This is a genomic window from Chromobacterium fluminis (assembly GCF_011602385.1).
In the GTDB taxonomy this organism is placed as follows: Bacteria; Pseudomonadota; Gammaproteobacteria; order Burkholderiales; family Chromobacteriaceae; genus Chromobacterium; species Chromobacterium fluminis.
Genome location: NZ_JAAOMA010000038.1, coordinates 23143 through 48265, shown reverse-complemented (window position 1 = coordinate 48265; position 25123 = coordinate 23143). Strand labels below are relative to the sequence as shown.

At 62.9% G+C, this 25123-nt stretch carries 31 protein-coding genes; 30 read left to right on the top strand and 1 reads right to left on the bottom strand.

What is annotated here, in order from left to right; genetic code table 11:
• Window positions 1–491 precede the first annotated feature (491 nt).
• From HA052_RS20945 to HA052_RS20855, 19 genes are all read left to right on the top strand, one after another.
• Window positions 492–1016: a hypothetical protein gene (locus HA052_RS20945; RefSeq protein ID WP_166453431.1), complete on the top strand. Its 525-nt coding sequence runs from the start codon at window positions 492–494 to the stop codon at window positions 1014–1016.
• 431 nt (window positions 1017–1447) lie between these two features.
• Complete coding sequence (locus HA052_RS20940; protein ID WP_166453430.1) at window positions 1448–1729, top strand: hypothetical protein; 282 nt, start codon at window positions 1448–1450, stop codon at window positions 1727–1729.
• Between the two features lie 99 nt (window positions 1730–1828).
• Window positions 1829–2509 (top strand): hypothetical protein, encoded by a 681-nt coding sequence (locus tag HA052_RS20935; RefSeq protein ID WP_166453429.1) that lies wholly within the window; start codon window positions 1829–1831, stop codon window positions 2507–2509.
• 99 nt (window positions 2510–2608) lie between these two features.
• Window positions 2609–3142: a terminase small subunit gene (locus HA052_RS20930; protein ID WP_166453428.1), complete on the top strand. Its 534-nt coding sequence runs from the start codon at window positions 2609–2611 to the stop codon at window positions 3140–3142.
• Window positions 3081–5081 carry a phage terminase large subunit family protein gene (locus HA052_RS20925; RefSeq protein WP_166453427.1) on the top strand — a complete coding sequence of 667 codons (2001 nt, stop codon included), beginning with the start codon at window positions 3081–3083 and terminating at the stop codon, window positions 5079–5081. Before HA052_RS20930 ends, HA052_RS20925 begins: the two co-directional genes overlap by 62 nt.
• 38 nt (window positions 5082–5119) lie before the next feature.
• Complete coding sequence (gene gpW / locus HA052_RS20920; RefSeq protein WP_206118984.1) at window positions 5120–5380, top strand: gpW family head-tail joining protein; 261 nt, start codon at window positions 5120–5122, stop codon at window positions 5378–5380.
• Between the two features lie 167 nt (window positions 5381–5547).
• The gene (locus HA052_RS20915) at window positions 5548–7053 is read left to right on the top strand and encodes a phage portal protein (protein ID WP_206118983.1); all 1506 of its coding nucleotides are present in this window, start codon (window positions 5548–5550) and stop codon (window positions 7051–7053) included.
• A complete protein-coding gene (locus tag HA052_RS20910; protein WP_166453425.1) occupies window positions 7050–7910 on the top strand; it encodes a S49 family peptidase in 861 nt (286 codons plus the stop codon). The genes HA052_RS20915 and HA052_RS20910 overlap by 4 nt, the downstream gene beginning before the upstream one ends.
• A gap of 32 nt (window positions 7911–7942) precedes the next feature.
• Window positions 7943–8602, top strand: a complete 660-nt coding sequence (locus HA052_RS20905; protein WP_166453424.1) for a hypothetical protein — start codon at window positions 7943–7945, stop codon at window positions 8600–8602.
• 28 nt (window positions 8603–8630) lie between these two features.
• Complete coding sequence (locus HA052_RS20900; RefSeq protein WP_166453423.1) at window positions 8631–9281, top strand: head decoration protein; 651 nt, start codon at window positions 8631–8633, stop codon at window positions 9279–9281.
• 67 nt (window positions 9282–9348) lie between these two features.
• Complete coding sequence (locus tag HA052_RS20895) at window positions 9349–10386, top strand: major capsid protein (protein ID WP_166453422.1); 1038 nt, start codon at window positions 9349–9351, stop codon at window positions 10384–10386.
• Window positions 10387–10388: 2 nt separating this feature from the next.
• Window positions 10389–10718, top strand: coding sequence for a head-tail joining protein (locus HA052_RS20890; protein WP_166453421.1), 330 nt, complete (start codon window positions 10389–10391; stop codon window positions 10716–10718).
• 2 nt (window positions 10719–10720) lie between these two features.
• Complete coding sequence (locus HA052_RS20885) at window positions 10721–11251, top strand: ATP-binding protein (protein ID WP_166453420.1); 531 nt, start codon at window positions 10721–10723, stop codon at window positions 11249–11251.
• A gap of 9 nt (window positions 11252–11260) precedes the next feature.
• On the top strand, window positions 11261–11425 hold the full coding sequence (locus HA052_RS20880) for a DUF2635 domain-containing protein (protein WP_166453419.1): 165 nt from the start codon (window positions 11261–11263) through the stop codon (window positions 11423–11425).
• Window positions 11426–11483: 58 nt separating this feature from the next.
• On the top strand, window positions 11484–12965 hold the full coding sequence (locus tag HA052_RS20875; protein WP_166453418.1) for a phage tail sheath subtilisin-like domain-containing protein: 1482 nt from the start codon (window positions 11484–11486) through the stop codon (window positions 12963–12965).
• 58 nt (window positions 12966–13023) lie between these two features.
• A complete protein-coding gene (locus tag HA052_RS20870; RefSeq protein ID WP_166453417.1) occupies window positions 13024–13392 on the top strand; it encodes a phage tail tube protein in 369 nt (122 codons plus the stop codon).
• Entirely contained in the window at window positions 13392–13667 is a 276-nt protein-coding gene (locus HA052_RS20865; protein WP_166453416.1) for a phage tail assembly protein, read from the top strand. Before HA052_RS20870 ends, HA052_RS20865 begins: the two co-directional genes overlap by 1 nt.
• Window positions 13668–13811: 144 nt before the next feature.
• Window positions 13812–15848, top strand: a complete 2037-nt coding sequence (locus HA052_RS27425) for a hypothetical protein (protein ID WP_206118982.1) — start codon at window positions 13812–13814, stop codon at window positions 15846–15848.
• On the top strand, window positions 15845–17290 hold the full coding sequence (locus HA052_RS20855) for a DNA circularization protein (RefSeq protein WP_166453415.1): 1446 nt from the start codon (window positions 15845–15847) through the stop codon (window positions 17288–17290). Before HA052_RS27425 ends, HA052_RS20855 begins: the two co-directional genes overlap by 4 nt.
• A 1-nt stretch (window position 17291) precedes the next feature.
• On the opposite strand, the gene HA052_RS20850 is transcribed toward HA052_RS20855, so the two are convergent.
• On the bottom strand, window positions 17292–17546 hold the full coding sequence (locus HA052_RS20850; RefSeq protein WP_166453414.1) for a hypothetical protein: 255 nt from the start codon (window positions 17544–17546) through the stop codon (window positions 17292–17294).
• A 75-nt stretch (window positions 17547–17621) separates the two neighbouring features.
• On the opposite strand from HA052_RS20850, the gene HA052_RS20845 reads away from it, so the two are divergent.
• The 11 genes from HA052_RS20845 to HA052_RS20795 all read left to right on the top strand — a co-directional run bounded on the left by HA052_RS20845 (window position 17622) and on the right by HA052_RS20795 (window position 25122).
• Window positions 17622–18707, top strand: coding sequence for a phage baseplate assembly protein (locus HA052_RS20845; protein ID WP_166453413.1), 1086 nt, complete (start codon window positions 17622–17624; stop codon window positions 18705–18707).
• Window positions 18704–19309: a phage baseplate assembly protein V gene (locus HA052_RS20840; RefSeq protein ID WP_166453412.1), complete on the top strand. Its 606-nt coding sequence runs from the start codon at window positions 18704–18706 to the stop codon at window positions 19307–19309. The genes HA052_RS20845 and HA052_RS20840 overlap by 4 nt, the downstream gene beginning before the upstream one ends.
• 2 nt (window positions 19310–19311) lie before the next feature.
• The gene (locus HA052_RS20835) at window positions 19312–19755 is read left to right on the top strand and encodes a phage GP46 family protein (RefSeq protein ID WP_166453411.1); all 444 of its coding nucleotides are present in this window, start codon (window positions 19312–19314) and stop codon (window positions 19753–19755) included.
• A gap of 1 nt (window position 19756) precedes the next feature.
• On the top strand, window positions 19757–20893 hold the full coding sequence (locus HA052_RS20830) for a baseplate J/gp47 family protein (RefSeq protein ID WP_166453410.1): 1137 nt from the start codon (window positions 19757–19759) through the stop codon (window positions 20891–20893).
• 9 nt (window positions 20894–20902) lie between these two features.
• Window positions 20903–21499, top strand: coding sequence for a YmfQ family protein (locus tag HA052_RS20825; RefSeq protein WP_166453409.1), 597 nt, complete (start codon window positions 20903–20905; stop codon window positions 21497–21499).
• A gap of 8 nt (window positions 21500–21507) precedes the next feature.
• The gene (locus HA052_RS20820) at window positions 21508–22794 is read left to right on the top strand and encodes a gp53-like domain-containing protein (RefSeq protein WP_166453408.1); all 1287 of its coding nucleotides are present in this window, start codon (window positions 21508–21510) and stop codon (window positions 22792–22794) included.
• An 11-nt stretch (window positions 22795–22805) separates the two neighbouring features.
• Window positions 22806–23354, top strand: coding sequence for a hypothetical protein (locus HA052_RS20815; RefSeq protein WP_166453407.1), 549 nt, complete (start codon window positions 22806–22808; stop codon window positions 23352–23354).
• Window positions 23351–23884, top strand: coding sequence for a DUF7338 family protein (locus HA052_RS20810; RefSeq protein WP_166453406.1), 534 nt, complete (start codon window positions 23351–23353; stop codon window positions 23882–23884). The genes HA052_RS20815 and HA052_RS20810 overlap by 4 nt, the downstream gene beginning before the upstream one ends.
• Before the next feature lie 73 nt (window positions 23885–23957).
• The gene (locus HA052_RS20805; protein ID WP_166453405.1) at window positions 23958–24248 is read left to right on the top strand and encodes a hypothetical protein; all 291 of its coding nucleotides are present in this window, start codon (window positions 23958–23960) and stop codon (window positions 24246–24248) included.
• A complete protein-coding gene (locus HA052_RS20800) occupies window positions 24233–24856 on the top strand; it encodes a transglycosylase SLT domain-containing protein (RefSeq protein WP_166453404.1) in 624 nt (207 codons plus the stop codon). Before HA052_RS20805 ends, HA052_RS20800 begins: the two co-directional genes overlap by 16 nt.
• Window positions 24856–25122, top strand: a complete 267-nt coding sequence (locus tag HA052_RS20795; protein WP_166453403.1) for a hypothetical protein — start codon at window positions 24856–24858, stop codon at window positions 25120–25122. Before HA052_RS20800 ends, HA052_RS20795 begins: the two co-directional genes overlap by 1 nt.
• Window position 25123: the final 1 nt, after the last annotated feature.

Genomic DNA, 25123 nt, shown 5'->3' with positions numbered 1-25123 from the left:
GGGCTTGCCGAGATGGATTATCTGGGCGACCATATATCCCAGTTCCGCCATGCCATGCGCGATGCCGAAATCAGCCTGCCCGACGACCTCTAAATGTGCAGGGTGTGCAAGTAGTGTTCAGGTTTCTGTGCAGGTTGCAAACTCAATAACGACGCGGGTTTGTGCAGGATGTGCAGCTAAAACGGTCATGCGCGCAGGCGCGTGGCCTTTTTTATTTTTCCCTTTCCCCATTTAAATGTTTTTGGCGGTGAAAATAATATCTCGCGTGCGCGTAAAAACAGCCTGCACAGGCTGCACAACCTGCACAAATCCCCGTTGTTATTAGCTTTGAGGATTGGCGGTATTTGCACATGGCCATGCACAAGGGGTGCACGGGTATTTTTGCAACCCTGCTGGCATTGAACTTGGCCTGTAGTAAAATACTGATTAATAAAAGAAAGCCTGGCTTGACTGGGCTAAGGAGTCTCCAAGGGTCTTCACGGAGGCGAACTGTGAACCGCAACCAAAATATCGACGTTGTATCTATCGTCCGGAAGGCGATTGAAGTTTTATCCGCAGCGGGTGGCGCCAAGGCCATCGATTATGGGCGTGGTCCTTGCGGCCGGGAGTTTGTCGGCGCGCTGGTGATGGATGTGGAGGCGGCTTCGGCCATCAACGAGGCCATGATTCTGCTGCCGCCCGAGCACAACCTGGCGCTGATGTGGAAGGTGCTCAACAATGACCCGCGTGATGGCTGGGCGGTTTGCCAGGATCTGGCATGCTTTGCCTCTCATCACCTCGGGCCATCTGGTGATAAGTTCGGGCGGGAAGGGCTGCTGTACTGGGTGCGCCATTGGGCGAGGCGCGACGGAAGCTGCCGCGAGGCCGCCTGGCGATTTGGCTCCTCCTACGACACCCATAACCGTTACTACCGCGAGGTTGTCCAGCCGTTGATCAACGGTTGGTTCGTTGCCGCCAGGGGCGCTCTTGAGCCTGTCATCGAAAATTATTACCTATCCGTTCGGGATGCAGCTTGACAGGGTAAAAATCTGACAATAATATGCAATCTGCAGCGACCCAAATTGCGTCTAAAGCCCGGAGAACCCCTCCGGGCTTTTTGCATTTCGGGCGCCAGAAAGGCGGCGACCACGGCCAGCAACCGAGCAAAGGAAGCGGATGGGTGGAGTTGGCGAAAGGCGGAGTTACCCAGCCAAGGATGGCGCACCAAGCGCATGGGGTACTGACCGGGTGGCGACCGGATAACGCATCAGCAGCCTTACTTACGACGACATCGCAACGCAATCAGCCGGACGAGTCATGCCAAACCGGCCCCGGACGCTGTAACCGGGATCGAGTACCTCTAGATCGCCTCCGCTTGGGCTTCTTGCCTGGGCGCGCCGCCCTTCGGGGTGGCACCCTTCCAGCCCCGCGCATCGTCGCGGGGCTTCTGCTTTCCAAGGAGCATCACATGTCGAAGCCGTCTCAGCCGTTTGCCCGCGCGCTCGCGTTCAGCCAGGCGCTGACCGCCATCATCAACCTGCCGCTGGCGCTGCGGATTGCCAAGCTCGCCGAGCTGGGCAGCTACCAGTCGCAGGGCAAGGGTAAGGGGCGCTTCACGGGCAAGTTCAGTGCCAAGCGCATGCGCAACTCCAACAAGGCGTTTGAGCATGCCTGCGGCTGCGGCCCGCGTGAGGTCGCCCGGCGCCGTCGCCAGATCGAGCGGGGCATGCTCCAAGTCTCTCCTGTTTAAGCCCTGCCAGATCGCAGGGCTTTTTGTTTCTGCGCGCGGTTGGCATAGGAGCCATAGAACCTACGGGTAATCCGCGTGCCCCTCATTCGAAAGTCCGCCATGGCTGCCAGCATTTCGGTATTGACCAATGCCCGGGAGCTTCAGCGCAAACTGGGAGCCGTTGCGCGCAAGCAGCTGCCATTTGCCACGGCCCAAGCACTCACCGCGGTGGCGGGGCTCGTCCAAGATGGCGAGACCAAGCTACTGGTGGAAAGGCTCAAGAACCCGTCGCCCTTCACTCGAAAATCGGTGGGGATGCGCGGAGCGCGCAAGAGCAACCTGGAGGCGATGGTCTTTATCAAGGACAGGGCTGCCCGCTACCTGGAGCCGTTCGAGGATGGCGGTGTGCACCGGCTGGCCGGTCGTGCGCTGCTCAACCCGAAGGACATCAAGCTGAACGCCTACGGGCAGCTGTCGCGCGGCGCGCTGGCCAAGCTCAAGGCCCGTCCCGATATCTTCATCGGTCCGGTGAAGACCAAGAAGGGTGTGGTAAACGGCGTGTGGCAGCGGCCTACCGATACCCGCCGCGTCACGCTGCTGAACTCCAAGGGGAAGCGGCTGAGCCGGCTCAACAAGGCCGCCGAACAGCGTGGCCATCTGAAACTGCTGATCCGCTTCGGCGATGCGTTGCCGGTCAAGACCCACCTGGGCTACCGCGAACGGGCGCAGCAGATCGTCGCGCGCAACTTCAATCCCGAGTTCGATAAGGCGCTGGCCAATGCCTTGGCCACAGCCAGATGACCTAGGCGATTGCCATGGGTCCTTCCTGGAGGGGTAAGTCCCGAGGGCATTGCGCGCCGCGTTTCCTTTCTAGTCACGAGGTTTTCCATAGGGGGTTATATGGTGCACGGCCTTGCCCGACCCGGCACTCAAGCCGAGTTCGGCCACCTGGTTGGCATCAGCCAGCCCGCCGTCAGCGACTTGGTCGCGCGCGGCGTGCTGCCCCCCGGCGCCAACCTGATCGATTGGCTGCAGGCGTACTGCGCGAATCTGCGCGAGCAAGCAGCGGGCCGGGCGGCCGAGGGTAATGGCCCGAGCCTTGTCCAGGAGCGTGCCCGGCTGGCCAAAGAACAGGCTGACTTGGTGGCGATGAAGAACGCCCGCGAGCGCCGCGAGCTGGCACCGGTCTGGATGCTCGAGGTGGTGCTAGCCGGCGTGTCGCGCCAGATCGCCGGCATCCTCGAGGCGATCCCCATCAACTTGAAGCGGAACTCCGGTTCGATCACCACCAAGGACCTGGAGTACATCACCCGCGAAATCACGACTGCCCGAAATCTGGCCGCGTCGGTAGAGTTTGACTGGAGCGAACTGGATGGACAGGAGCGAGATCCAGAAGGCCATTCAGCGGGGCCTGACCCCGATGGGGGCACCTGATCCGCTGACGCTGTCCGAGTGGGCCGCCGAGCATTTCTACTTATCGGCCGAGTCCTCATACGTCGAGCAGAAATGGGAAGCTTACCCGCCCCAGGTGGCGGTGATGAACGCCATCAGCAACGACGACATCCGAGAGGTGGACTGGATCAAGTCCGCCCGGGTGGGGTACACCAAGATCATCCTGGCGGCCATGCTCTACATGGCCGAGCACAAGCGGCGCAACCAGGCCATATGGCAGCCGACCGACGACGACTCCGACGACTTCGTGAAAACCGAGCTGGAGCCAGCGTTGCGGGACGTGACCGCCATGCGCAAGGTATTTCCGCAGTATCTGGCCCGGCACAAGAGCAACACGCTCAAGCAAAAGAAGTTCGTCGACTCGATCCTGTTCACCAAGGGCGGCAAGGCCGCCAAGAATTTCCGGCGAATCTCGATCGACACCGGCTTCCTCGATGAGGCCGATGCTTTCGACCGCGACGTAGAGAAAGAGGGCGACCCGTTCACCCTCGCCAAGAAGCGGACCGAAGGCGCCACCTTTCCCAAGATGGTGGTGGGCAGCACGCCCAAGCTCAAAGGCTTTTCGCTGATCGAAGACCGAGCGGCGCTGGCCGATGTCCTGCTGCGCTTCCATATCCGCTGCCCACATTGCGGCGAGTGGATCACGCTGCAGTGGGGCGGCAAGGACAAACCGTTTGGCTTCAAGTGGGTCAACGGCGACCCAGAGACGGTCGCCCACCTCTGTTGCGAATGCAGCGCCCTGTTCACCCAAGCCGATTATCTAACGGTCTGGGGTTCCGGGCGCTGGATCAGCGACTCTGGGATCTGGACCGCTGATGGTATCCGCTTCTACAACGCTGCGGATGAGGAGGTGCCAGTACCGGTCCACGTCGCATTCCACATCTGGACCGCCTACAGCCCGCAGGCTACATGGGCCGACATCGTGCGTGAGTTCCTGGCCGCCGCCGAAAAGGCCAAGGCCGGCGACATGTCGAAGATGAAAACCTTCGTCAACACCACGCGCGGCGAAGTTTGGGAAGAGGACGTCGAGAAAACCGACTCCGACGCACTGGCCGAACGGGCCGAGTCCTTCCCGCTGCGCGTGGTGCCGATGGGTGGACTGGTGCTGGTGGCCGGCGTCGACGTGCAGGCCGATCGCTTCGAAGTGGTGGTGTGGGCGCTCGGCCGCGGCGAGGAGTCCTGGACGGTCGATTATGTCCAGTTGCATGCCAACCCCGCTGACGAAACCGAGTGGGACAAGCTCGACGCCTACCTGCAGACGGCCTTTCCGCACGCGGCCGGCAGTATGTTGACCATCGAGGCTGCCGCAGTGGATACCGGTGGCCACTACACCCACCAGGCTTACAACTTCTGCCGCCAGCGCGCGCGTCGCAAGATTTTCGCGGTCAAGGGCGATAGCCAGCAGGGCAAGCCGATCAAGGGACGCAGCTCGTCGCAGGACGTGAACTGGCGCGGCAAGGTGATCAAGCGCGGCGTCAAGTTGTGGCTGGTCGGTACCGACACGGCCAAGGACTTGCTGCACGGCCGGCTGCAGATCGTTGGGGCCGGCCCTGGCGCGGTGCATTTCAGCAAGGAGCTGCCGGAGACGTTCTACAAGCAGCTGACGTCGGAATACCGGGTGCTGGCGAAAACCCAATCGGGCGATCAATACCGCTGGGTGAAGCCGTCAGGTAAGCGCAACGAGGTGCTGGATTGCACGGTTTATTCGATGTTCTGCGCCCAGCAGCTGGACCTGCACCGCTTTACCGACAAGATGTGGGAGCGGCTCGAAGCCGCAGTGCAACCGCCGAACCACGATCTGTTTGCCGCGGCACCGGCACCGGCTCCGCTTCCTGAAAAGCCGCCGGAGCGACCGGTGGACGCGCCGGCGCCACGCCCTGATCCCGCCCCGCGCCGATCCCGGATTTCCCGGTTTGCGTAGCCAGCCCGCTTCGGCGGGCTTTTTCTTTGGAGACAGTCTTGTTCAATCCGAACACGAGCCTATTGGCCGGCATGTCGACGGCGGCCCTGCAGCAGGCGCTGCAGGACGCCCAGCAAGCCTATATCGATCTGTCTACCGGCGCCAAAGGCGAATCCTTCTCCTACACACAGGGGGATGGGGCTAAGTCGGTGACTTACACCCGCGCCAATATCGGCCAGCTGCAAATGCTGATCAGGCAGCTTCAGCAGCAGCTCGGCATTATCTCGCGCGCCCGGCGCGCTATCCGTCCCATCTTTTAAGAATGGTCGCTCCCATGATCCTCGACTCTACAGGTAATCCAATTGCGCCCGCCGCGCCGACGGGAGCGGCGTATGGCCGGGCTAGGGCCGATTTAGGCCCCGGTGCCGCCCTGGCACCGTATTCCAGCGTATTCCCTTACGAGGCATCGAGCTGGCAGACGCAGGAAATGGGCGACTGGCTGCCGTGGATCCGCTCGCCCGATGCTGAGATCAACCAGTTCCGCGACCGCATGGTCGCCAGGAGTCGGGATCTCGCTCGAAACGATGGCTGGGCCGCCGGCGGCATCACCCGGATACTCGACAACACGGTGGGCGCCTCCATGCGTCTGGCGGCCAACCCCGACTACCGGGCCTTGGCCGCTTTGACCGGCAACAGCAAGTTCGATGCGGTCTGGGCCGAGGAATTCCGGCGCGCGGCCGAAGGGCTGTGGCGCGGGTATGCCGACGATATCGGCCGCTATAACGATGTGTCGCGCCAACTGACCGTATCCCAGCAGTTGCGCCTGGCGCTGCGGCACAAGCTGATCGACGGTGATTCGCTGGTGGTCGCCTACTGGCTGCCCGAACGGATCGGGCGCGGTGGTGCGCGCTATGCAACCTCGTTCATGGTGGTCGATCCTGACCGCCTGTCCAATCCGTACCAGATGGTGGACACCAAATACCTGCGCGGTGGCGTCGAGATCGACGACTATGGCGTGCCGGTGGCCTACCACATTCGCAAGGCCCACCAGAACGACTGGTACAACTCGGTCGAAAGCATGCAGTGGGAGCGCGTCGAGCGCGAGGACGAGGACGGCTGGCTGCGCGTTATCCACGATTTCGAGCGTGACCGTGCCGGCCAGAATCGTGGCATTGGCGTGTTCATCCCGGTGCTGGCGCGCTTCAAGATGCTGGCGCGGTACTACGGGGTAGAGCTACAAGCCGCCACGATCGCCGCGACCTTTGGCACCTACGTCACCAGCCCGTATGACCCGGAGCAGGTCGACGACGCGCTCAGCGATGGCGAGTTATCGAACTACCAGCAGTTGCGCTCCGACTGGGCGAGTGAGCGCCCGGCGATGCTTAACGGAGCGCGCATCCCGACGCTTGCACCGGGTGAGACGATCACCTCGGTGGGCGCCGCGCATCCGCACAACGGCTTCGGAGAGTTTGCGCACGAAATGCTGCGCACCTTCGCGGCGGCATCCGGCGTATCAGCAGAGCAGATAACTCAGGATTGGTCGAAGACTAATTACTCGAGCGCGCGCGCCGCCTTGCTGGAGAGCTGGAAGACGCTGACCCGGCGCAATACAGAGTTCAAGATCGGCACGGCCACCCCGATGTATGCGTGTTGGCTGCATGAGGCGATGGACCGGCGCGATCTTCCCTTGCCGCGCAATGCGCCGGACTTCCTCGATGCGCGCACCCAATACTCGCGCTGCGACTGGCTGGGGGTGGCCCGTGGTTGGGTCGATCCGGTCAAGGAAAAGCAAGGCGCCATTTTGGGCATGGATGGTTGTCTTTCCACCCTCAAGCGCGAGTGTGCCGAGCAGAGCCTCGATTACGAAGAGGTTATCCAGCAGCGTGGTGCCGAGAAAAGGCTGTTCGAAGAAGCCGGACTGCCTCCGCCCAAGTGGTTCGGTGATGGTGCCGCCGATGCCGCTCAACCCCCAGATGAGCCTCAACCGCAATGATCAATTATCCCCATCTTGCCCAGCGCCTGTTCAACGTGCCGATCGCGATCACCCCGCAAAAGGCGGAAGTGGTAATGGCGGCACTGGCCGATCGCTTCGGCATCGCCAGGCTGTTCCGCGCCAACGGCGATGCCGTCGCACTCGATGGCTTTGGCTACGACAGCGAGCCCGCCCAGGATCGCGCCTATGAGGTGGTCGCGGGCGTGGCCATCATCCCGGTGACGGGGACGTTGGTCCAGAAGCTCGGCACCATGCGCCCGTACTCGGGCATGACCGGCTATGACGGCATTCGCGCCAACCTAAGCATGGCCTTGGAAGACAAGGACGTGCGCGCAATCGTGCTCGATATCGACAGCCCCGGCGGCGAGGTGGCTGGGTGCTTCGACCTGGCCGATGCGATCTTCAAGGCGCGCGGCACCAAGCCCATCTGGGCAATCCTGACCGAGTCGGCCTTTTCCGCGGCTTATGCCCTGGCCAGCGCCTGCGACCGCATCATCGTGCCGCGCACGGGCGGCACTGGCAGTGTCGGCGTGATCTGTATGCACGTTGACATGTCGAAGGCGCTCGGCGCCGCCGGCATCACGGTGACGCTGATCCACTACGGCGATCGCAAGACTGATGGCAGCGACATGCAACCCCTATCGAAAGAAGCGCTGTCGCGCTTTCAGGCGGATGTCGATGCCATGGGAGAACTGTTCGTTAAAACGGTCGCCCGCAACCGCAAGCTGTCTGCTGCCGTCGTGCGCGGCACGCAGGCCACCACCTTCCTTGGCGCCGAGGGCGTCGAGATTGGCTTCGCCGATGCAGTAATGGCGCCGGATGAAGCGTTCCGCTCCCTGCTCGCCGAGCTGGGTTGAAGTGCTCCTGTAACTCTTACCAAGAGGTTTCTATGACTAAGCTTTCCCGCGTGGCGAGCGCGCTCTCGTTCGCCCATCTCGCAAGCATCGGTTCGTTCAAGGGCAAGCGCGCCCGCGCCGACGATGACCAGGATGACCGCCGTCCGGACGATGAGGCCGACGACGAGGGCCTGGACGAACGCGAACAGGACCGCGACAACGGCGATAGCCGCAAGAGCAAAAAGAGCCGCCGTGCCGATGACGATCGCGACGACGAAGAGGCGGACGACGAGCAGCTCGAGGATGGCGAAGACGACGACAACAAAGGCAAAGGTGCCAAGCGCGCCCGTGCCGATGATGACGACGAATCGGCAGAGGACGACGAGCGCGACGACGACGAGGACGAGCTGCGCGGCAAGAGTGCCGCCGCCTCTGCTCGTCGTCGTGAGCGTGCCCGCTGCGCCGCCATCATGGGGTCCAAGTACGCGGCCGGCAACCCGGTGCTGGCTGCCAATCTCGCCTTCAACACCTCGATGACGCGCAAGCAAGCCGTTGCCGTGCTGCGCGACACTCCGGCGGCCTCCAGCCCCGGTCAAGGTCGCTCGGCTCGTAATCCGGCCCTCGGTGCCGGCGGTGAGCGTTCGGGCAATTCCAGGGCGGCTGCTGCATCCAGCTGGGACACCTCGATGCAGCGCGCGCGCCCCGGCAAGTAACCCCTTTCACCATTAAGGACCCAACAGCATGACTTATGTTGCGCAAACCCCGCTGCAGGAGCAATGGCACGCCGGCGGCTTTCTCGTTTCCGAAGCCCATGGCCGCCGCTCGCGAGACCGCGGCACCTTTGCCAGCGGCACCAAGGCGCTGCCCGGTGCCGTTCTTGGCAAGCAAACGGTCGGCACTACCGCTGCGGCTGCCGCACTCGGCACCAATACCGGCAACGGCACCTTTGGTGCGATTACCCTCTCGGCCGGCGCCATTGCCGGTGCGTATGCGGTCGAGTTTGACGACGCCACCCATTTTGTCGTTTCGGACCCGACCGGAAAACAAGTCGGTCACGGCACGGTCGGCGCGGCCTTTGCCGCCGGCGGCATCGGTTTCACCATTACCGCTGGCGGCACTGCTTTCGTCGCTGCGGACAGCTTCACGGTGACCGTGGCGCAGGGTTCCGGCAAGTGGGTGCCCTGCACGTCGACTGCGACCGATGGTTCTCAGATCGCTGCGGGCATCAGCTTCGGCTATGTCGATGCGACGCTGCTCGACACGCCGGGCACGGTTGTCACCCGCTCTTGCGAAGTCAACGCCTCCGAGCTGGTCTGGGATGCCTCGATGAGCCAGGGCAACATCGCCGCTGCCCTCGCGCAGCTCACGGCTCTCGGCATCATCGCCCGCTAAGCCCCTCCCTCCCTTTCGAATCCCATAAGCCGCCTTCGGGCGGCTTTTCTATTGTTGGAGCACATAGATGGCCAGTTTGGACATTTTCCACCAGGATGCCTTTTCGACGATTCAACTGACCACCGCAGTTGAACGTCACCCGTTCTTGCCCTCCGGTCTGGGCGAGTTGAACGTTTTCGAGCCGGACCCGATCCGCACCACCGCGCTGGCAGTGGAAGAGCGCCAGGGCAAGCTGACGGTGATTCCGTTCTCGGAGCGTGGTCAGTCCGGCACCCAGCGCCAAACCGAGAAGCGTAAGGCGCGCTACTTCGATGTGCCGCGCCTTCGCCATGAGGACACCATTTACGCGAACGAACTGCAAAACATCCGCGCGTTCGGTACTGAGTCCGAGCTGATGCAGGTGCAGGACGAAGTCGCCCGCCGCCTGAATGGCCCGACTGGCTTGACCAGCAACATCGAATACACCTGGGAATACCACCGTCTCGCCGCCGTGCAAGGCCTCTGCCTGGATGCCGATGGCTCGGTTCGCTACGACTGGTTCCAGGAGTTCGGCATCACGCCGGCGCAGGAGGTCGCTTTCAACCTTCCGGCTGCTGCGCAGAATACGCTGCGCCCGCTCATCAACGGCATTGTCCGTAACATGGCGCGCAAGGCCCAGGGCGCGTTTACCCAAGCCACCAAGGTAGTGGCGTTGTGCGGCGACGCGTTCTTCGACGAGTTCGTCAACCACCCGGACGTGATCCGCACCTTCCTGAACTGGAGCGCTGCCGCCGAGCTGCGCGACGGTAGCCAAGGCGCGGCCTTTAGCGCGTTCCCGTTTGCTGGGGTGTTGTGGGTCAACTACCGTGGTTCGGACGACAACACCACGCTCAAGATCCCGGATGACAAGGTGAAATTCTTCCCGGTCAATGCCCCCGGCATCTTCAAGGTGGCCTATGCACCGGGCGAATCGTTCGAATGGGTGAACACCCCGGGCAAGCCGATCTATGTGGTGCCGATCTTTGACCGCGACCGCAACGAGTGGTGGAAGATGGAAGTGTCCAGCTATCCGCTGCACATCTGCACCCGTCCGGAGGTGTTGCAGACCGGTCGAGCGGGTTCCTAATCGTGGCCATCGACTGGGAAAAGATGGTCATTGGCCCAGCGATGAAAGTGTTCGGCGAGCCGGTAGTGTATACGCCCGCTACCGGCCAGCCGTTCACGATTTACGGGGTGTTCGATGAGGCTTACCACTCCGTCGATGGCTTGGGCGATACCGTGCATACCTCCACCACAATGCCGGTACTTGGCGTCCGCGCGGGCGACTTCCCGCAGCCACCACTGCAACTCGACCAGCTGACCATTCAGCGCACCGGCATCACCTATGCCGTGGCGGATGTCCATCCGGATGGCCACGGGCACATCAAGCTGCTGCTCAACTACGTCTCAGGGGGCTGACCATGCTCTACCGCGCAGAATTGCGGCAGGCGGTGGTCAATGCCCTGCTGCAGGCGAACACCTTGGCTGGCCAGAAGGTCTATGCGCCGCGTGATCTGCCAACGACGCCGGTATCGATGCCGATGATCCTGGTGCAGACCCCGCTTGAACGCAAGGTCAGCCTGGGTCGCCATGCGCCGCTGTTCGCCACCACGGCCACCGTAGCTGTGAATGCCCGGGTGCAGGGTGCGTCTGTCCAGCAGGTGGAGGCCGACCTTGAAACGCTGTGCGAGCAGATCGAAGAGGCGGTGCTCACCGATTACACCGTACTGAAAATGGTGCAGCAGGTGGCGGCGGTGGATACCGAGATCGATGTGACCTCGGAATCGCGCAGCCACCTCGGCGAGGCATGGATTCGCTTCGACATGGAATTCCCGCAGGCGTACCGCCCGACCATCACGCAGCCTCTGACCGACATGGAATTGACCGCCACGGTCACCAGCGAGGGCGGTCCCCTGTCGCCACCGACCACCATCGGCATCCCCCTTACATAGGAACGAACCATGTACGTGTATCCCGCCCCCGGGCTCGTGATTCGCGACCCGGACTTGCATGACCTGTTGCCTGCGGCTGGGCGCGAGGTTCCCGACACCGACTACTGGCATCGCCGTGTGCGCGATGAGGATGTCGTTCTGGAGCCGCCGGCGTTGACCGGCCCTGGCGAATAAGCCCCAAACCCCTACAGAACCCCGCTTTCGGCGGGGTTTTGTTTTTGGAGCGTCGTGAATGACCATTCCATTCAAAAATATCCCGGCCAACATCCGGGTGCCGCTGTTCTATGCCGAGGTCGACAACTCGCGCGCGAACACGGCGCAGGCCAACCAGCGTGCGCTGATCATTGGCCAGATTACCGCCGCCGGCACTGGCGTTGCCAACGTGCCGGTGATTAGCCAGGGCGTCAGCGATGCGCAAACCGTTGGCGGGCAAAACTCGATGCTGGCCCTGATGACGGCGAAGTACCGCCAGAACGACCAGTTCGGCGAGGTGTGGTATCTGCCCTTGGCAGATAACGCCGGCGCCCTGGCTGCCACGGGCACCATCACCATCGGTGGTGCGCCAACCGCGAACGGCACCCTGTACCTGTACGTTGGTGGCGTGCGCTACGCGATCCCGGTGCTGACCACCCAGACCGCAGCGCAGATCGCCACCAGCATCGCCAACATTATCGGCGCCGATGCGGCATGCCCGGTGACCGCTGCTGCTGCCGGCAGCGTGGTAACGCTGACTGCCGTCAACAAGGGGCCGTGCGGCAACGATATCGACCTGCGCATGAACTACCAGGGGCCGATCGGTGGCGAGCAATTGCCCGCCGGCGTGTCGGTGACCATCGCCCAGATGAGCGGCGGCGCCACGGCGCCAGACATGACCACGGCGCTCGCTAACCTGGGCGACATGCCGTTCGATTTCATCGTCTGCCCGTACAACGATGCAACCAGCCTGAATGCGCTGCAGTCGCTGCTCAACGACCAGACCGGGCGCTGGAGCTATTCCAAGCAGCTCTACGGCCATGTGTTCGCCGCCTATCACGGCACGTTGGGCGCCCAGACCACGCTTGGCACCACGCGCAACAACCAGCACGAAACCATCATCGGTTTCAACGACAGCCCGACGCCGAACTGGCTCTGGGCCGCCGCGCTGGCCGGCGCTGCTGCGGTCAGTCTGCGCGCTGACCCGGCCACCCCGCTGCAGACAGTGGCGATTCAGGGTGTGCTGGCGCCGCCGTTGCAGAGCCGCTTCGTCCTGTCGGACCGCAACACCCTGCTGTTCGACGGCATCAGCACCTTTATGGTCGGCCAGGACGGCACGGTCTACATCGAGAACCTGATCACCTCCTACCAGAAAAACGCGTTCGGCAACCCGGACAACAGCTATCTGGAGGTGGAGACCCTGTTCTCGCTGATGTACGTGCTGCGCTTCATGCGGACGATCGTGACCAGTAAGTACGCACGGATGAAGCTGGCCGCAAACGGCACCCGCTTTGCCGCCGGCTCGAACATCGTCACGCCGGACATCATCCGCGGCGCCCTCATCGCAGCCTACCGCGAGCTGGAATACCAGGGGCTGGTACAGAACGGCGACGCGTTCAAGCAGGGGCTGATCGTCCAGCAGGACAGCAACAACCCCAACCGCGTCAACGTGCTGTGGCCGGGCATCCTGATCAACCAGCTGCGCATCTTCGCGCTGCTGGCCCAGTTCCGCCTGCAGTAACCAAACCAACCAAGCAGAGCCGCCTCCGGGCGGCTTTTGCTCTTTATGGGAGCCGTAAATGGCTGATACCACCAACCTGCTGGCCGGTACCGCAACGCTGACCGTCGACGGCACCGCGTACATGCTGGAAGGCGACCTGTCGTTCAGCGTGTCCAAGGTCTCGCGCGAGACCATGAAAGGCATGGACGGCGTGCACGGCTACAAAGAAACGCCGAACGCGCCGTTCATCGCCGGTACCTTCCGCGACTCCAGCGGCCTGACCGTGGCGGATTTCAACAAGATGACCAACGTGACCGTGACCGCCAAGCTGGCAAACGGGAAAACGATCATCGGTCGCAACATGTGGACGGTTGAAACCCAGGAAGTCGAAGTTGCCGAGGGTACTGTCAAGGTGCGCTGGGAAGGCATGAGCGTCGAGGAGGCGTGATGGCTGAAGAAAACAAAACCGAAGTGCCGGACGAGCTGACCATCGAGCTGCGCAAGCCGGTGGAGTTGGCCGGCGAGACGACTTTCGTGCTCGAGCTGCGCGAGCCGACCGTCGACGAATTGGACCGCTTCCTGAAAGCCATGGATAAGCACGGGCCGGTCGAGGCCACCAAGTTGCTGATCTCGGCGGTGTCCGGTGTCAACGTGGCGGTGCTGGGCAAGGTTGGCGCGCGCGATTTCAAGGCTGCTGAAAGCTACCTGTCCAATTTTTTCTGATCGCCCCGAACGGCATGCTGCCCCCGGACTGGGGGGATATTCTGGCCGACGTGACCGAGTTCTATGGCTGGGGGCCGCATGATGCGTGGGGGCTCACATGGTCGAGGGTGGAATGGTGGCGCGGCCACATGATGAGGAAGCGCTATGGCGGCTGAAAACCAGTTCCGATTGACGATCACGGCCGTGGACAAAGCCACGGCCGTTTTCAACCGTATCCAGAACAAGCTCGGCTCATTCGGCAAGCGCCTGGACCTGAGCAAGCGCCTGGGGTCGCTGGACGGCAAGCTTGCCAGTCTGCGGTTCGATACCCTGTCCAAGAGAGCGGCCAGTTTCGGCAACACCCTGGCCAGGGCTGCCGAGCCGATGAACGTGGTGGTCGGCGCTGCGACTATTGGTGGTCTGGCCGCCGCGGCATCCAATTGGGCTAGCCTGGGCAGTAACGTGTTGAAGACCTCGCAGATCATCGGGGTGTCCACGCAGGATCTGCAATCGCTGCGCGGCGCCGCCAAGTTGGCTGGCGTATCCGCCGAGCAGCTGGATGGCGGCCTGGCGCAGTTGGGCACCACGCTCAACGATGCATTCTATGGCCGCAACATGCAGGCGCTGGCCCTGCTCAGCAAGCTTGGTATCGGCATCCACCGCACTAAGGATGGAGCCATTGATACCACGCGTGCGCTGAAGGATATGGCCGATGTGCTGGCCAATCCGAAGATGAACGCCCAGACCAAGTCGATGCTGGCCGGCCAGTTCGGTCTGCAGGGGCTGCTGCCAATGCTGCTGAGTGGTAGCAAGAACCTGTCTGCCGGTCAGGCGCGAGCCCAACAACTGGGCGCAGTGCAGTCTGATGCCGAGCTCCGGAAGGCCGCAGAGACCGAGCAGAACAAGCGCGAAGCGTCGCTGGCCGGCCAACACGCGGAGAACTGGCTCGGCAGCACGATCAGCCCGCTGTACAACAAGATCATGGAGACGGCCACCAAATGGTTGTCCGAATCCCCTGGTATGACCATTGCCGGCAGCGCGGCGATGGGCGTGGCGGGAACCTGGATGGCCAAGAAGGCGCTGCAGACGGTGGGGTCCAAGCTGTTGAATGCTGCCGCCAAATCCGCCGCTGCTGCTGTGACCGAAACGGGTGGCGCCGCAGCTGCCGCCACCGGCGCCGAGGTGGCTGGTACGCTCGGCGGCCTGGGCTCGGCCATCATGGCGTGGGTATCCCGGCTGTGCGCGCCAGCCTACCTGCTACTGCATTCCGATTCGCTCAACGCAGGTGAGAACGAATGGATCCAAAAGCGCATGCAGGATAGCGGTCTTGGCTCCAAGACCTGGCACGGCATGGATATCAACGGTCGCGAGTACACCGCGCTGCGGGACAGGGCGCGCGGGGCCTATCAGCCGTGGTATGAGTTCGGCGACGAGAAAGACCTCGGCTATATGGAGCGCTACGTCAAGGAACATCCAAAGGAAGCGCCAAAGGGCTGGACTGCACAGGCTGCGGTATCGCAGGACGACCCTATTTGGCGTAAACGAGGCATTCGAAACAATAATCCTGGGAATCTGCAGTTCGTCGGCCAGGCTGGTGCTCGGAAAGAGCCTGGGGCCGCGGGTCGTTTTGCGGTGTACGACACTCCGCAACAAGGTCTTGATGCCCTAGCGATCCAGATTAAACGTTACGCAAATGCCGGAAAGAATTCCGTTCGGTCGATCATTGAGCAGTTTGCACCGCGCAATGAAAACAACACGGAATCATACATTGCGGGTGTAGCAAAGCACCTTGGTGTGAGCGATACCGCGCCTCTGGACTTCTCCCGGCGAGATGTTATGTCATCGGTAATGGATGCCATCGTTCGCAAGGAAAATGGGAAAAACCCATACCAACGGAAAATGTTGGATGCATCAGCAGCTGCTGCCGTTGACTACCAGGGGGTGTATGGTCAAAGGACAGTGCAGTCATCCGCTGCGGCTCGCAATGTCAATCAGCCGCCGGCTGTTGGAGATAGCAACAGTCAGATAGCCGCTTTGTTGGCTCAGTTGAACGACAACGTATCAAAGCTGGGGCAGCTTAAGGTCAGTGTGCAAACGCATGTTACCGGGCTGCCATCAGGTGCGTCAGCGCAGTCCAAGGTGGCCGACTCGGGTGGTTCGCCTCAATACAACTTTCCCATGCCTGAAATGGTGACCCCATGAGCTTTCAGGACGTTCTAAACGGTGTGCAGCAGGCAGCCGGCACCGTTAGCGGCGTGATGTCGGCCGCTGGCCGGCTGCTCGATGCGCTCGGCTTGGGCGCGCCCAGCTACCAGGATCAGGTGCGGCCGGCGTCGTTCCGCGGCATTCCATTTGCCGTGTTGGCTAGCGAGGGCAGCTTCGGTCGGCGTAACGCCATCCACGAATATCCCAACCGCGATACCGTCTGGGTCGAAGACATGGGCCGGGCGGCACGCAAAATTAGCCTGATCGGCTTCCTGGTTGGCGATGACGTGATCCAGCAGCGCGACCAGTTGATCGCCGCGGCTGAGACCGAGGACATGGGTGAGCTGGTGCATCCGACGCTCGGCACCATGTTCGTTAGCCTGATCACGCTGCGCGTCACCGAGAAATGGGACTCCGGTCGGGTCTTCGAAATTGCATTGTCGTTCGTCGAGTCCGGGCTGAAGGAGTTCCCGTCCGACACCACCGACACCGCTTCCGATGTGCTGGGTGCGGTGGGTGATGCCAACCTGGCCACTGCCGCCGATTTTCTGCACCAGGTCGCGGATGCGGTCAAACAAGGCATCGCGATCGTGCAACAGGTGGTGAACACGGTGACGAAGTGGGTCGGCATCGTCAAAAACGTCATCAACGCGGCGCGCAACCTATACAACGCGGTGCGCAGCATCCCGGGCACCTTTGGTCGTTTCCACGGCTTGCTCGACTCGGGCTCCAGCTCCGTGGCGGCGCCGCGCAATGCAACGGCGACCGCCGTTGCGGTGCGGCTGGCTATCGCGCAGGGCACCCAGGCCCGGGCGACCGTGGCCAACAATCTAAGCAGCATGTCGTTGGCTGCTGGCGCACTGAGCAGCAGCTCGAGCACGATCAACGCTTTCTCTTCATCCGTGCAGACAGTAGTTTCCAGCGTGCTATCCGCATGCACCAGCCCGCTGGACGGCATCAACGCGCTCACGCAACTGGCGCAGTTCACGCCGCCTGTGCTGGCGCAGGACAGCTCGCCGATCGGGCAGGCCATGACCGCCGCCCAGAATGCCACCGCCGCGCTGTTGAGGCGCAGCGCGGTTATCGGCGTTTGCCAAGCATCGGCCAGCTATCAGCCGGCCAGCTATGAAGGGGCCGCCGCGATGCGGGCGCGGGTCACTACGTTGTTGGACGTGGAGATTCAATCGGCTGCGGACCAGGGGCTTGATGCCACCTATCTGGCGTTGCGGCGGTTGCGCGCGGCGGTGGTGGCCGATTTGACCGCGCGAGGCGGGAAACTGTCGCGCATGACCACGGTAAGCACGCCCGTACCGGTGCCGGCCCTGCTGCTGGCGCAGCGTCTTTACCGCGACCCAGCCCGTGCCGACGAGTTGGTGCAACAAGCCGACCCGATCCATCCGGCGTTCATGCCGGTCAGCTTCAAGGCATTGGCGCAGTAGCTTACGGCGTCACCATCTCTGGCATCGGGTATCGCTTCATCTGTTCGGCCTGCTCGGCGCTGGAGATCGGCTTGACCGGGCCGCGCTTGGTTTTCTGGCAATAGAAGGTGGTCGGGTGGCCCTGCTGATGGTAGCGGGTCGATATGACCGGCCCCTGCTGCTGGCACTCGGCCTTGGTCTTGTATTCGGCGTAAGCAATTTGGCCGCCCTGATGGCCATCGGCGAATACCAGGGTCAGAACGAAAACGGTAATCATCGCGGTCTCTCTTCTCGGACCTATTTATTTTGAATCAATCCACCGCCCTCGTGGCGGTTTTTTTATGGCCGACGCATGGACGATCTCACCATTCTCACCGGCAATAGCCGGATTTCCGGCTGGACCGGAATCCGTGTTACGCGCGGCATCGAGCGCTTTCCCTCCGGCTTTTCGGTAACGATGACCGAGCGCTTTGCCGGCGATACGCGCGATGTGGTCGTCAAGCCTGGCGATCCGCTGCAGGTGTTGCTGGGCCAGGACGTGGTGGTCACGGGCTACGCCGACCGCTTTGCCCCCAGCATCACGGCCGGACAGCACAGCATCTCCCTGTCCGGCCGTGGCAAGTGCCAAGACCTGGTGGACTGCTCGCACGCGTGGAATGGTTGCCAGATGTCCAGCGTAACCGTGTTGGCGATCGCCCAAGGCTTGTGCGCGCCATATGGGATCTCGGTGACGGCGCTGGCCGATGTGGGGGCGCCCATCCCTCAGGTCAATCTGGCATGGGCAGAAACCCCGTACAGCGTGATCGAGCAGCACGCCCGCTATCGGCAATTACTGGTCTACGAAGACGAATACGGCAATCTCGTGCTGGCCCGGGCCACCATGCCAGACAAGGGTGGCGGCAATTACCCGGTGATTGAGGAAGGAAAAATCATCGAGTCCGGTGACTCGATGTTCTCGATGGATCAGCGCTTCAGTGAGTACGTGGTGCGGCGCTTGTCGATTGATCTCATGTCGGATGTCGGTGGTGGCCCTGATGTACTGGCGGTCGTTGCCGATCCTGGCGTGCCGCGCTTCCGTCGGCGCAGCCTCATCGCCGAGACTGGTGATGGTGCCGATTTCACCGTGTCAAAGGCCCGCGGCAATTGGGAGGCCGCGCGGCGCGCGGGTCGTAGCCTGCAAGTGAACCTCACCGTGGATAGCTGGCGCGATGGCTCCGGCAAGTTGTGGACCCCAAACACGCTGGTGACCGTCAGTGCGCCGTCGCTGCGCTTGCAGAGTTTGACCTGGCTGGTTGCCGAGGTGACCTACCGGCGTGATGCCTCGGGCACGCACGCCGACCTGGTGCTGATGCCCCCGCAAGCTTTCTTCCCGCAGCCCATCCTGCTATTCCCCGGAATGCAGGACGTGGTGGCAGCCCATGGAGCCGCGCCGAAATGATCCAGCAATTCGAACGCCTGGTGCACCGGCTTTGGATGCTGGTGGGCCGTGGCAAAACCACCACCGTCAACGACGCCGGTCCGATCCAGATGGTACAGGTCAAGCTGGGCGCCGACGAGGTGCGCGACAACACGCGCCGCGCCGCCGAGTATGGCTTCACCAGCAGCCCGCCAGCGGGCAGCGACGCAGTGCTGGTATTTGTCGGCGGCGACCGCTCCAACGGCGTGGTCATCGCCACCAACCACCAAGCTTCGCGCCTGAAGAACCTGCAGCCGGGCGAGGTGGCCATCTTCGACAACCAGGGCCAGTCGGTCTATCTGACGCGCGCCGGCATCGTGGTCAATGGCGCCGGGCTGCCGCTGACGGTCAACAGCACGCCGGTGGTGACAGTCAACGCTGCCACCAAGATCGCCCTGAACACCCCGGAGTTGGATGTTTCTGGCCAGATCAAGGCCGGCGGCGACATCACTGACAACAGCGCGAGCAGCGGCAAATCAATGGCGCAGATGCGCAGCATCTACAACGGCCACGGCCACCCGGTGCCGGGCGTTCAGGCCGGCAGCTCGACCGTGAATACCAATCCGCCCACCCAGCAGGAATAACCATGGCAGACATCTCGACGGTCTGGTCGCCGCTGATCGGCGCCGCCGACTGGCAGCAGCAGGGGCCGCTGCTGGCCAGCGGCAACGATCTGGAGACGGCCATTCTCATCAGCCTGTTTACCGATCGCATTGCCGGCCAGGCCGATGCGATTCCGGACGGCACCGGCGATCCGCGCGGTTGGTGCTGTGACGATCCAACTAGGCCGATCGGCTCCCGGCTGTGGCTGCTGAGGCGCGCCAAACAGACTACGGAAACCGCCAATCGCGCGCGCGACTACATCATCGAGGCGCTGCAATGGCTGATCGATGACGGTGCGGTGATCAAGTTCGACGTGCGCGTGCAATGGATCGGACCCGGCCAGCTCGGCGCCTGGGTCGTGGCTCATCGAGCTGATGGAACCAAGGCCGCCCTGCAATACGACTGGGCATGGAAGGGGATGAACTGATATGCCGTATATCCGGCCAACACTATCCGACCTACAGAACCAGGTCGCTCAGGACATCGGCGCGGCGCTACCCGGCAGCGATGGCCTGCTGCGCTTCAGCAATCTTAGTGTGCTGGGCAAGGTGCAGGCCGCGCTGGCCTACTTGCATTACGGCTATTTGGACTGGATCGCCAAGCAGGCGGTGCCGTTCACGGCTACCGGCGAGTACCTTCAGGGCTGGGGCGCGCTGAAAAAGACCACCATCAAGCCGGCCACCCAGGCCACCGGCCAAGTGACCTTTCCCGGCGTGGTCGGCACGCTGTTGCCCAATGGTTCCGCCATCAACCGCGGCGACGGGGTCGGCTATACCACCACGGCCGATGCCACTGTGGCCAGCAACGGCTACGTGACTACGCCGGCCATCGCCAATGCCGATCCGCAGGCGCTGACCGGCGCGTTCGGCAACACCGCCGCCGGTACCGCGATGACGCTGGCCACCGCAGTGGCTGGTATCACCTCGAGCGGCACGGCCGCCATTGCGTTTACCGGCGGTGCCGACCTTGAGGCCGACGACGCGTTCCGTCAGCGCGTGCTGATGGCTTACCAGACCACACCGCAGGGCGGTGCCAACAACGACTACGTGACCTGGGCGCTGCAGGTGCCCGGCGTGACCCGGGCCTGGGTCGCCAACAACGGCTTTGGTGTTGGCACCGTGGTGGTATACGTCATGCTGGACAATGCCGAGGCGGCCAACAGCGGGTTTCCCGTCGGCACGAATGGCGTGTCGCAGTACGACCAGGGGCCGGGTGGTGTGCCGCGCGGCACGGTCGCCGCCGGCGACCAGCTGACGGTGGCCAATTACATCTGCCCGCTGCAGCCAGTCACCGCTCTGGTCTACGTGGTGGCACCAACTGCGAACCCGATCAACTTCACCATCAAGGGTATCCCTGCCGGCTCGCAGGCAGCGGCCAAGACGGCGATATCCAACGTCTTTCTGCGCCAAGGCGCGCCGGGCGGCCAGATCAACCTGGCTAACGTCTGGACGGCGATCGCGTCGGTGTCGGGCGTCAACGACTTCCTGATCCTGTCGCCATCCGGCGCGGACATCGCCAACCCGACCGGCGCGCTGCCGACCTTGGGCACGGTCACCTTCCAATAACGAGGCCACATGCCCGCACCCAACTACTCCGCGGCCGACTACCTGGCAGCGATGCAGAACCTGTTGCCGCAAGGAAAGGCGTGGCCACGTGAGCCTGGGGCGGCCCAGACGCAGGCTCTGTCCGGGCTGGCGCCGGTCTACGCTCGCCAGCACGCCCGCGCCAACAACCTGCTGGCGGATACCTTCCCGGCGACCGCTTATGAGTTGCTGCCAGAGTGGGAATCCACGCTCGGGCTGCCCGACCCCGTGCTCGGCATGGCTTCGACCGTGCAGGGACGTCGGCAGCAGGTGGTGGCCAAGCTTACGGCGGTGGGTGGTCAGTCTGCCGCCTACTACCAGGCGCTGGCCGCTGCGCTGGGCTACAGCATCACCGTCACCAACTACGCGCCGTTTCGCTGCGGGCAGAGCAGCGCCGGGCAACCGGTTGGTTCGCAAGACTGGTGCCACACCTGGTCTGTCAATTCCGCGCTCAACACCATCATCCGTTTCTCCGCTGGCCAGTCTGGCGCCGGCGAGCCGCTGGCGAGCTGGGGCAATGCGCCGCTGCAGAGCCAGATCCAGGCTGCGGCCCCAGCGCATACCGTGGTCCAGTTCCACTACTCATGAGGTAGCGCATGTTTCAAATCGACAATTCGACCGCTGCAACGACGCAGCCAGCATCGACAAGCCCGGGAACCCCGGGCTTTTTTACTGACGGCAACCCAGTCAACGGCACGGCGCCGACGGTGGTGCCGGCCGAGTGGCTGAATGCGGTGATGATGGAGCTGGTCAACGTTGTGACCGGTGCCGGACTCACCCTCAACAAGGCGGCGTTCAACCAGGTGCTGACCGCGGTCAAGCGGCTGGGGCAGAAAACAGTGGTGCTGACCGATACCGGTGCCGCCAACGCCTATACCGCGACCAATTCGCCTGCACTGGCGGCTGGGGACTTGGTTGGCGGGCTGGTGCAACAGGTCAGCATCGCGCACGCGAATACTGGCGCATCGACCTATTCGCCGGATGGCCAAACCGCAGCGCCGATCTATGGCCTGGCGTTGCAGCCTTTGCAAGGCGGTGAACTGCCCGTGGGTGGTGTCGCAGTACTGATGCGCGCGACTATTGCGGGTGTCAACAGCGGCAACCCGATCTGGATCCTGATGGAGTGCGCTGGCGGTGCGCAGCAGGTGCCGAACGCCACGCAGAGCCAACACGCAGTGGCGCTGGGGCAGCTGACTGCAGCTACTTTGGCGTTGCAGAACCTAACCCCGGCACAGTTCGACAATTCGACATTGACGGCATCCACAGCATTTGTTCAGCGCGCACTTGGGGCGCGGCGCGGGTTCGGTGGCACGTTAACCGCGGCAACGACCCTAACCGCTGCTGACGTGAACAAGTTTTTCACGGTCAGCGGCACGACTCCCGTTACGCTACCGAACCCAACTACGGTGGCGCCCGGTTCGGTCGTTGAGCTGGTCGGAACAGACGGCGCCAATAACTACTCGGTCAACGTTACGGGTGGCAGCAACATCGGGGCGTACTCGGGCTTTTCTGGTACGACGCTCACGTGTAATGGCGGAACGCCAACGGTCCTAGAGAACACCGGCTCGATGTGGACAGTCGCTAGTGGCGCAGAGCGTTACCGGCAGGATTTCAATTCCTCACTCGCCTCTAGCGGATACCAGAAGCTGCCGAGTGGCCTGATTATCCAGTGGGGGCAGACCAATACCTCCACAGGAGGATCGGTAGCTATCACCTATCCACTGGCGTTCCCTAACAACGTATTTTCACTCATCGCAGGCAGTAACTCCGGTATAGGTTCGAACCTGATTGCAAGCTCGTACCCTCCATTTCCCAAGACCGGGTTTACTGCATATTCAAATAACGGTGCTATCCAATTAAGTTGGCTGGCCATTGGCAACTGATGGGGGCGCACATGACTCTTTACTACGCTAAATCTACAGGCGGCTTCTACGACGACACCGTCCACGGATGCAAAGAGTTGGTTATTGTTGATCCGACCTGGAGGCATCCGACAATCAAGGCACCAGACCCGGACTGGGCGCTGCCGTCTGATGACCCTGACGCTAAGGCCCCGTTGATCAACGTGCCGGATCCGGCTGCAGTCGTGCCAACTATCACCGTGCCGAACCCCGCCTGCCAGATTCCGGCCGATGCTGTGGAAATCATGGCAGAGGAACGTGCCGCGCTGCTGGCAGCACAATCCGCCGGCAAGGTGATCCAGGCCGATCCGAACGGTAAGCCAGTGGCGGTTGATCCTCCACCGCCAACTCCAGGACAAACGAACGCTGCAATCAAAGTGCAGTTGGCCGAGCTGGATAGCAAATCCATCCGTGCCCTGCATGAGGCAGTGCTGGCGCTGGCCTCAACTGGCACCGCATTGCCTGCCGACACGGTAAAGCGCCTGCAGGCGATCGAGGACGAGAAAGCCGCGCTGCGCGCCAAGATGGAGGTGACCCCATGATGAGCTTGATCCGATGGGTGATTCTGGCGGCGGTCAGCCTTGTGCTCACCGCCGCCGCTGTTTTGGGCGCACCGCTCCTGGTGCTGCTGGCGGACGCTGCTGGCAACCTGCCGCGCTGGCTGTCCTGGCTGCAGACGTCGGATGCATCGCTCGACGGTGACCAGTATTGGCGCGATCCGGCAGCGCACCCGACCATCAACCGGCTGCCGCGATACCTGCGCCGGTTGATCTGGATCTGGCGCAACCCCGGCGGCGGGTTCGATGAAAGGGTTGCCGGCGTTACCGTCGACCGCACCATGGTGCGCCAGGTGCGCGGCAATCCATGGATCAGCAACCAGCCGTATGCCCCCGGTTGGTGCTGGGCGCGCGTCGGGAGGTCATGGATGCTGTATGTGGTCTGGCCAACGCTGCCTGGCCGCTGCCTGCGCCTGTATCTGGGCTGGAAGCTGATGGGGGCCGTCCAGCACCCCATCGAGCCCGACCGAGTGCCAATCGTTCTCACGTTCAACCCCATCATGCCACGCAACTAGGGCCACATCTCGCGCCCCTTCGCCTTTATAACGCCCGCCGCGCGCGGGCGCTTTCATTTCTGGAGGTTCCCAAATGTTCCAACGCCTGCACGACTACCGCGTCTATCTGCTGATCCTGCCCTTCACCCTCGCGCTGTTCGCAATCGACCGCGTGATCGCCGAAACCTGGCTGCAGCTGGGTCTGGCCCTGCCAGTGCTGGTCGGCGTCGCCCTGGTGCTGCGCAAGTCGCTATTCCACATCGATGTGTCTCAAGCTGGCGACATCGCGCTGCATTCGCCGGTCGGCGCCGCGCTCGTGGTGTTGGCCGACCGGCTTTTCATGGCCGCGGTGCTGATTGGCGGTGTGCTGTGGCTGCGGGGCTGAGCGCCGGCGCGCTGGCGCTGCTGCCGCTGCTGGCGGCGTCCATCGGGCAATACTGGCCGGACATGCCAGCGCGCTCGGTGCTGGCGGCGCAGGTCGAGCAGGAAAGCGGCTGGCGCGTGAATGCCAGGCTGAAGACTTCGCGCGAGCTCGGCGCCGGCCTGGGGCAGTTCACCAAGGCATTCAATAAGGACGGCAGCGTGCGGTTTGACGCCATCGGCGAGATGACTGCCGCCCACCCGAAGGCGCTGCGCGGCTGGTCCTGGGCGAACGCCTACGACCCGCACTACCAGCTACCGGCCGTGGTACTGAAAAACCGCGATAGCTACCGCCTGATCAAGTGGGCATCCACCGACTATGACCGGCTGGCGATGATGGACGCCTCGCACAACTCCGGGCTGGGATCCGTGATCCAGCGCCGCCGGAAGTGCGCCAACACGCCCGGCTGCGACCCGGGCCGCTGGTTCGGCCACCTCGAGCGCAGCAGCACGCAATCAAAGGTGCGCCATGCTGGCTACGGCCAGTCGTTCGCCGAGATCACCAACACCCATGTGCGCAACGTGATGGTTGTTAGGCGCCCGAAGTACCAGGCTTATTTCAAGGAAAAATAATGACCGCACACACCAAGTGCGTAGCGGCGGACGATGTGGTTGTCCTGCCGCGCGAGGAGTTCCGCGAGCTGCTGGCCGAGGCGGCGCACCGTGGCGCCGAACAGGCGCTGAGAGAGGCCGGCGTTGATGCCGCAGTGCGGCTGGCCAAGCGTGTGGATGGTATCAGCGACAAGATCATCACCACCCTGGTGGCCGGCATCGTTGGCGGCATCCTCGTGGCGATCTGGGCCGGCGTGACCGCGCTTGCGCGCTTGAAAGGGGGCTGAT

What these genes read in the sequence shown, in the direction of transcription:
- HA052_RS20935 (WP_166453429.1), top strand. Translation starts at nt 1,829, where the DNA reads ATGGCTGCCAGCATTTCGGTATTGACCAATGCCCGGGAGCTTCAGCGC.
- HA052_RS20875 (WP_166453418.1), top strand. Translation starts at nt 11,484, where the DNA reads ATGACCATTCCATTCAAAAATATCCCGGCCAACATCCGGGTGCCGCTG.
- HA052_RS20810 (WP_166453406.1), top strand. Translation starts at nt 23,351, where the DNA reads ATGATGAGCTTGATCCGATGGGTGATTCTGGCGGCGGTCAGCCTTGTG.
- HA052_RS20820 (WP_166453408.1), top strand. Translation starts at nt 21,508, where the DNA reads ATGTTTCAAATCGACAATTCGACCGCTGCAACGACGCAGCCAGCATCG.
- HA052_RS20885 (WP_166453420.1), top strand. Translation starts at nt 10,721, where the DNA reads ATGCTCTACCGCGCAGAATTGCGGCAGGCGGTGGTCAATGCCCTGCTG.
- HA052_RS20835 (WP_166453411.1), top strand. Translation starts at nt 19,312, where the DNA reads ATGGCAGACATCTCGACGGTCTGGTCGCCGCTGATCGGCGCCGCCGAC.
- HA052_RS20910 (WP_166453425.1), top strand. Translation starts at nt 7,050, where the DNA reads ATGATCAATTATCCCCATCTTGCCCAGCGCCTGTTCAACGTGCCGATC.
- HA052_RS20850 (WP_166453414.1), bottom strand. Translation starts at nt 17,546, where the DNA reads ATGATTACCGTTTTCGTTCTGACCCTGGTATTCGCCGATGGCCATCAG.
- HA052_RS20805 (WP_166453405.1), top strand. Translation starts at nt 23,958, where the DNA reads ATGTTCCAACGCCTGCACGACTACCGCGTCTATCTGCTGATCCTGCCC.
- HA052_RS20880 (WP_166453419.1), top strand. Translation starts at nt 11,261, where the DNA reads ATGTACGTGTATCCCGCCCCCGGGCTCGTGATTCGCGACCCGGACTTG.
- HA052_RS20895 (WP_166453422.1), top strand. Translation starts at nt 9,349, where the DNA reads ATGGCCAGTTTGGACATTTTCCACCAGGATGCCTTTTCGACGATTCAA.
- HA052_RS20840 (WP_166453412.1), top strand. Translation starts at nt 18,704, where the DNA reads ATGATCCAGCAATTCGAACGCCTGGTGCACCGGCTTTGGATGCTGGTG.
- HA052_RS20925 (WP_166453427.1), top strand. Translation starts at nt 3,081, where the DNA reads ATGGACAGGAGCGAGATCCAGAAGGCCATTCAGCGGGGCCTGACCCCG.
- HA052_RS27425 (WP_206118982.1), top strand. Translation starts at nt 13,812, where the DNA reads ATGGCGGCTGAAAACCAGTTCCGATTGACGATCACGGCCGTGGACAAA.
- HA052_RS20825 (WP_166453409.1), top strand. Translation starts at nt 20,903, where the DNA reads ATGCCCGCACCCAACTACTCCGCGGCCGACTACCTGGCAGCGATGCAG.
- HA052_RS20915 (WP_206118983.1), top strand. Translation starts at nt 5,548, where the DNA reads ATGGGCGACTGGCTGCCGTGGATCCGCTCGCCCGATGCTGAGATCAAC.
- HA052_RS20815 (WP_166453407.1), top strand. Translation starts at nt 22,806, where the DNA reads ATGACTCTTTACTACGCTAAATCTACAGGCGGCTTCTACGACGACACC.
- HA052_RS20905 (WP_166453424.1), top strand. Translation starts at nt 7,943, where the DNA reads ATGACTAAGCTTTCCCGCGTGGCGAGCGCGCTCTCGTTCGCCCATCTC.
- HA052_RS20865 (WP_166453416.1), top strand. Translation starts at nt 13,392, where the DNA reads ATGGCTGAAGAAAACAAAACCGAAGTGCCGGACGAGCTGACCATCGAG.
- HA052_RS20855 (WP_166453415.1), top strand. Translation starts at nt 15,845, where the DNA reads ATGAGCTTTCAGGACGTTCTAAACGGTGTGCAGCAGGCAGCCGGCACC.
- HA052_RS20870 (WP_166453417.1), top strand. Translation starts at nt 13,024, where the DNA reads ATGGCTGATACCACCAACCTGCTGGCCGGTACCGCAACGCTGACCGTC.
- HA052_RS20795 (WP_166453403.1), top strand. Translation starts at nt 24,856, where the DNA reads ATGACCGCACACACCAAGTGCGTAGCGGCGGACGATGTGGTTGTCCTG.
- HA052_RS20930 (WP_166453428.1), top strand. Translation starts at nt 2,609, where the DNA reads ATGGTGCACGGCCTTGCCCGACCCGGCACTCAAGCCGAGTTCGGCCAC.
- HA052_RS20940 (WP_166453430.1), top strand. Translation starts at nt 1,448, where the DNA reads ATGTCGAAGCCGTCTCAGCCGTTTGCCCGCGCGCTCGCGTTCAGCCAG.
- HA052_RS20830 (WP_166453410.1), top strand. Translation starts at nt 19,757, where the DNA reads ATGCCGTATATCCGGCCAACACTATCCGACCTACAGAACCAGGTCGCT.
- HA052_RS20900 (WP_166453423.1), top strand. Translation starts at nt 8,631, where the DNA reads ATGACTTATGTTGCGCAAACCCCGCTGCAGGAGCAATGGCACGCCGGC.
- HA052_RS20845 (WP_166453413.1), top strand. Translation starts at nt 17,622, where the DNA reads ATGGACGATCTCACCATTCTCACCGGCAATAGCCGGATTTCCGGCTGG.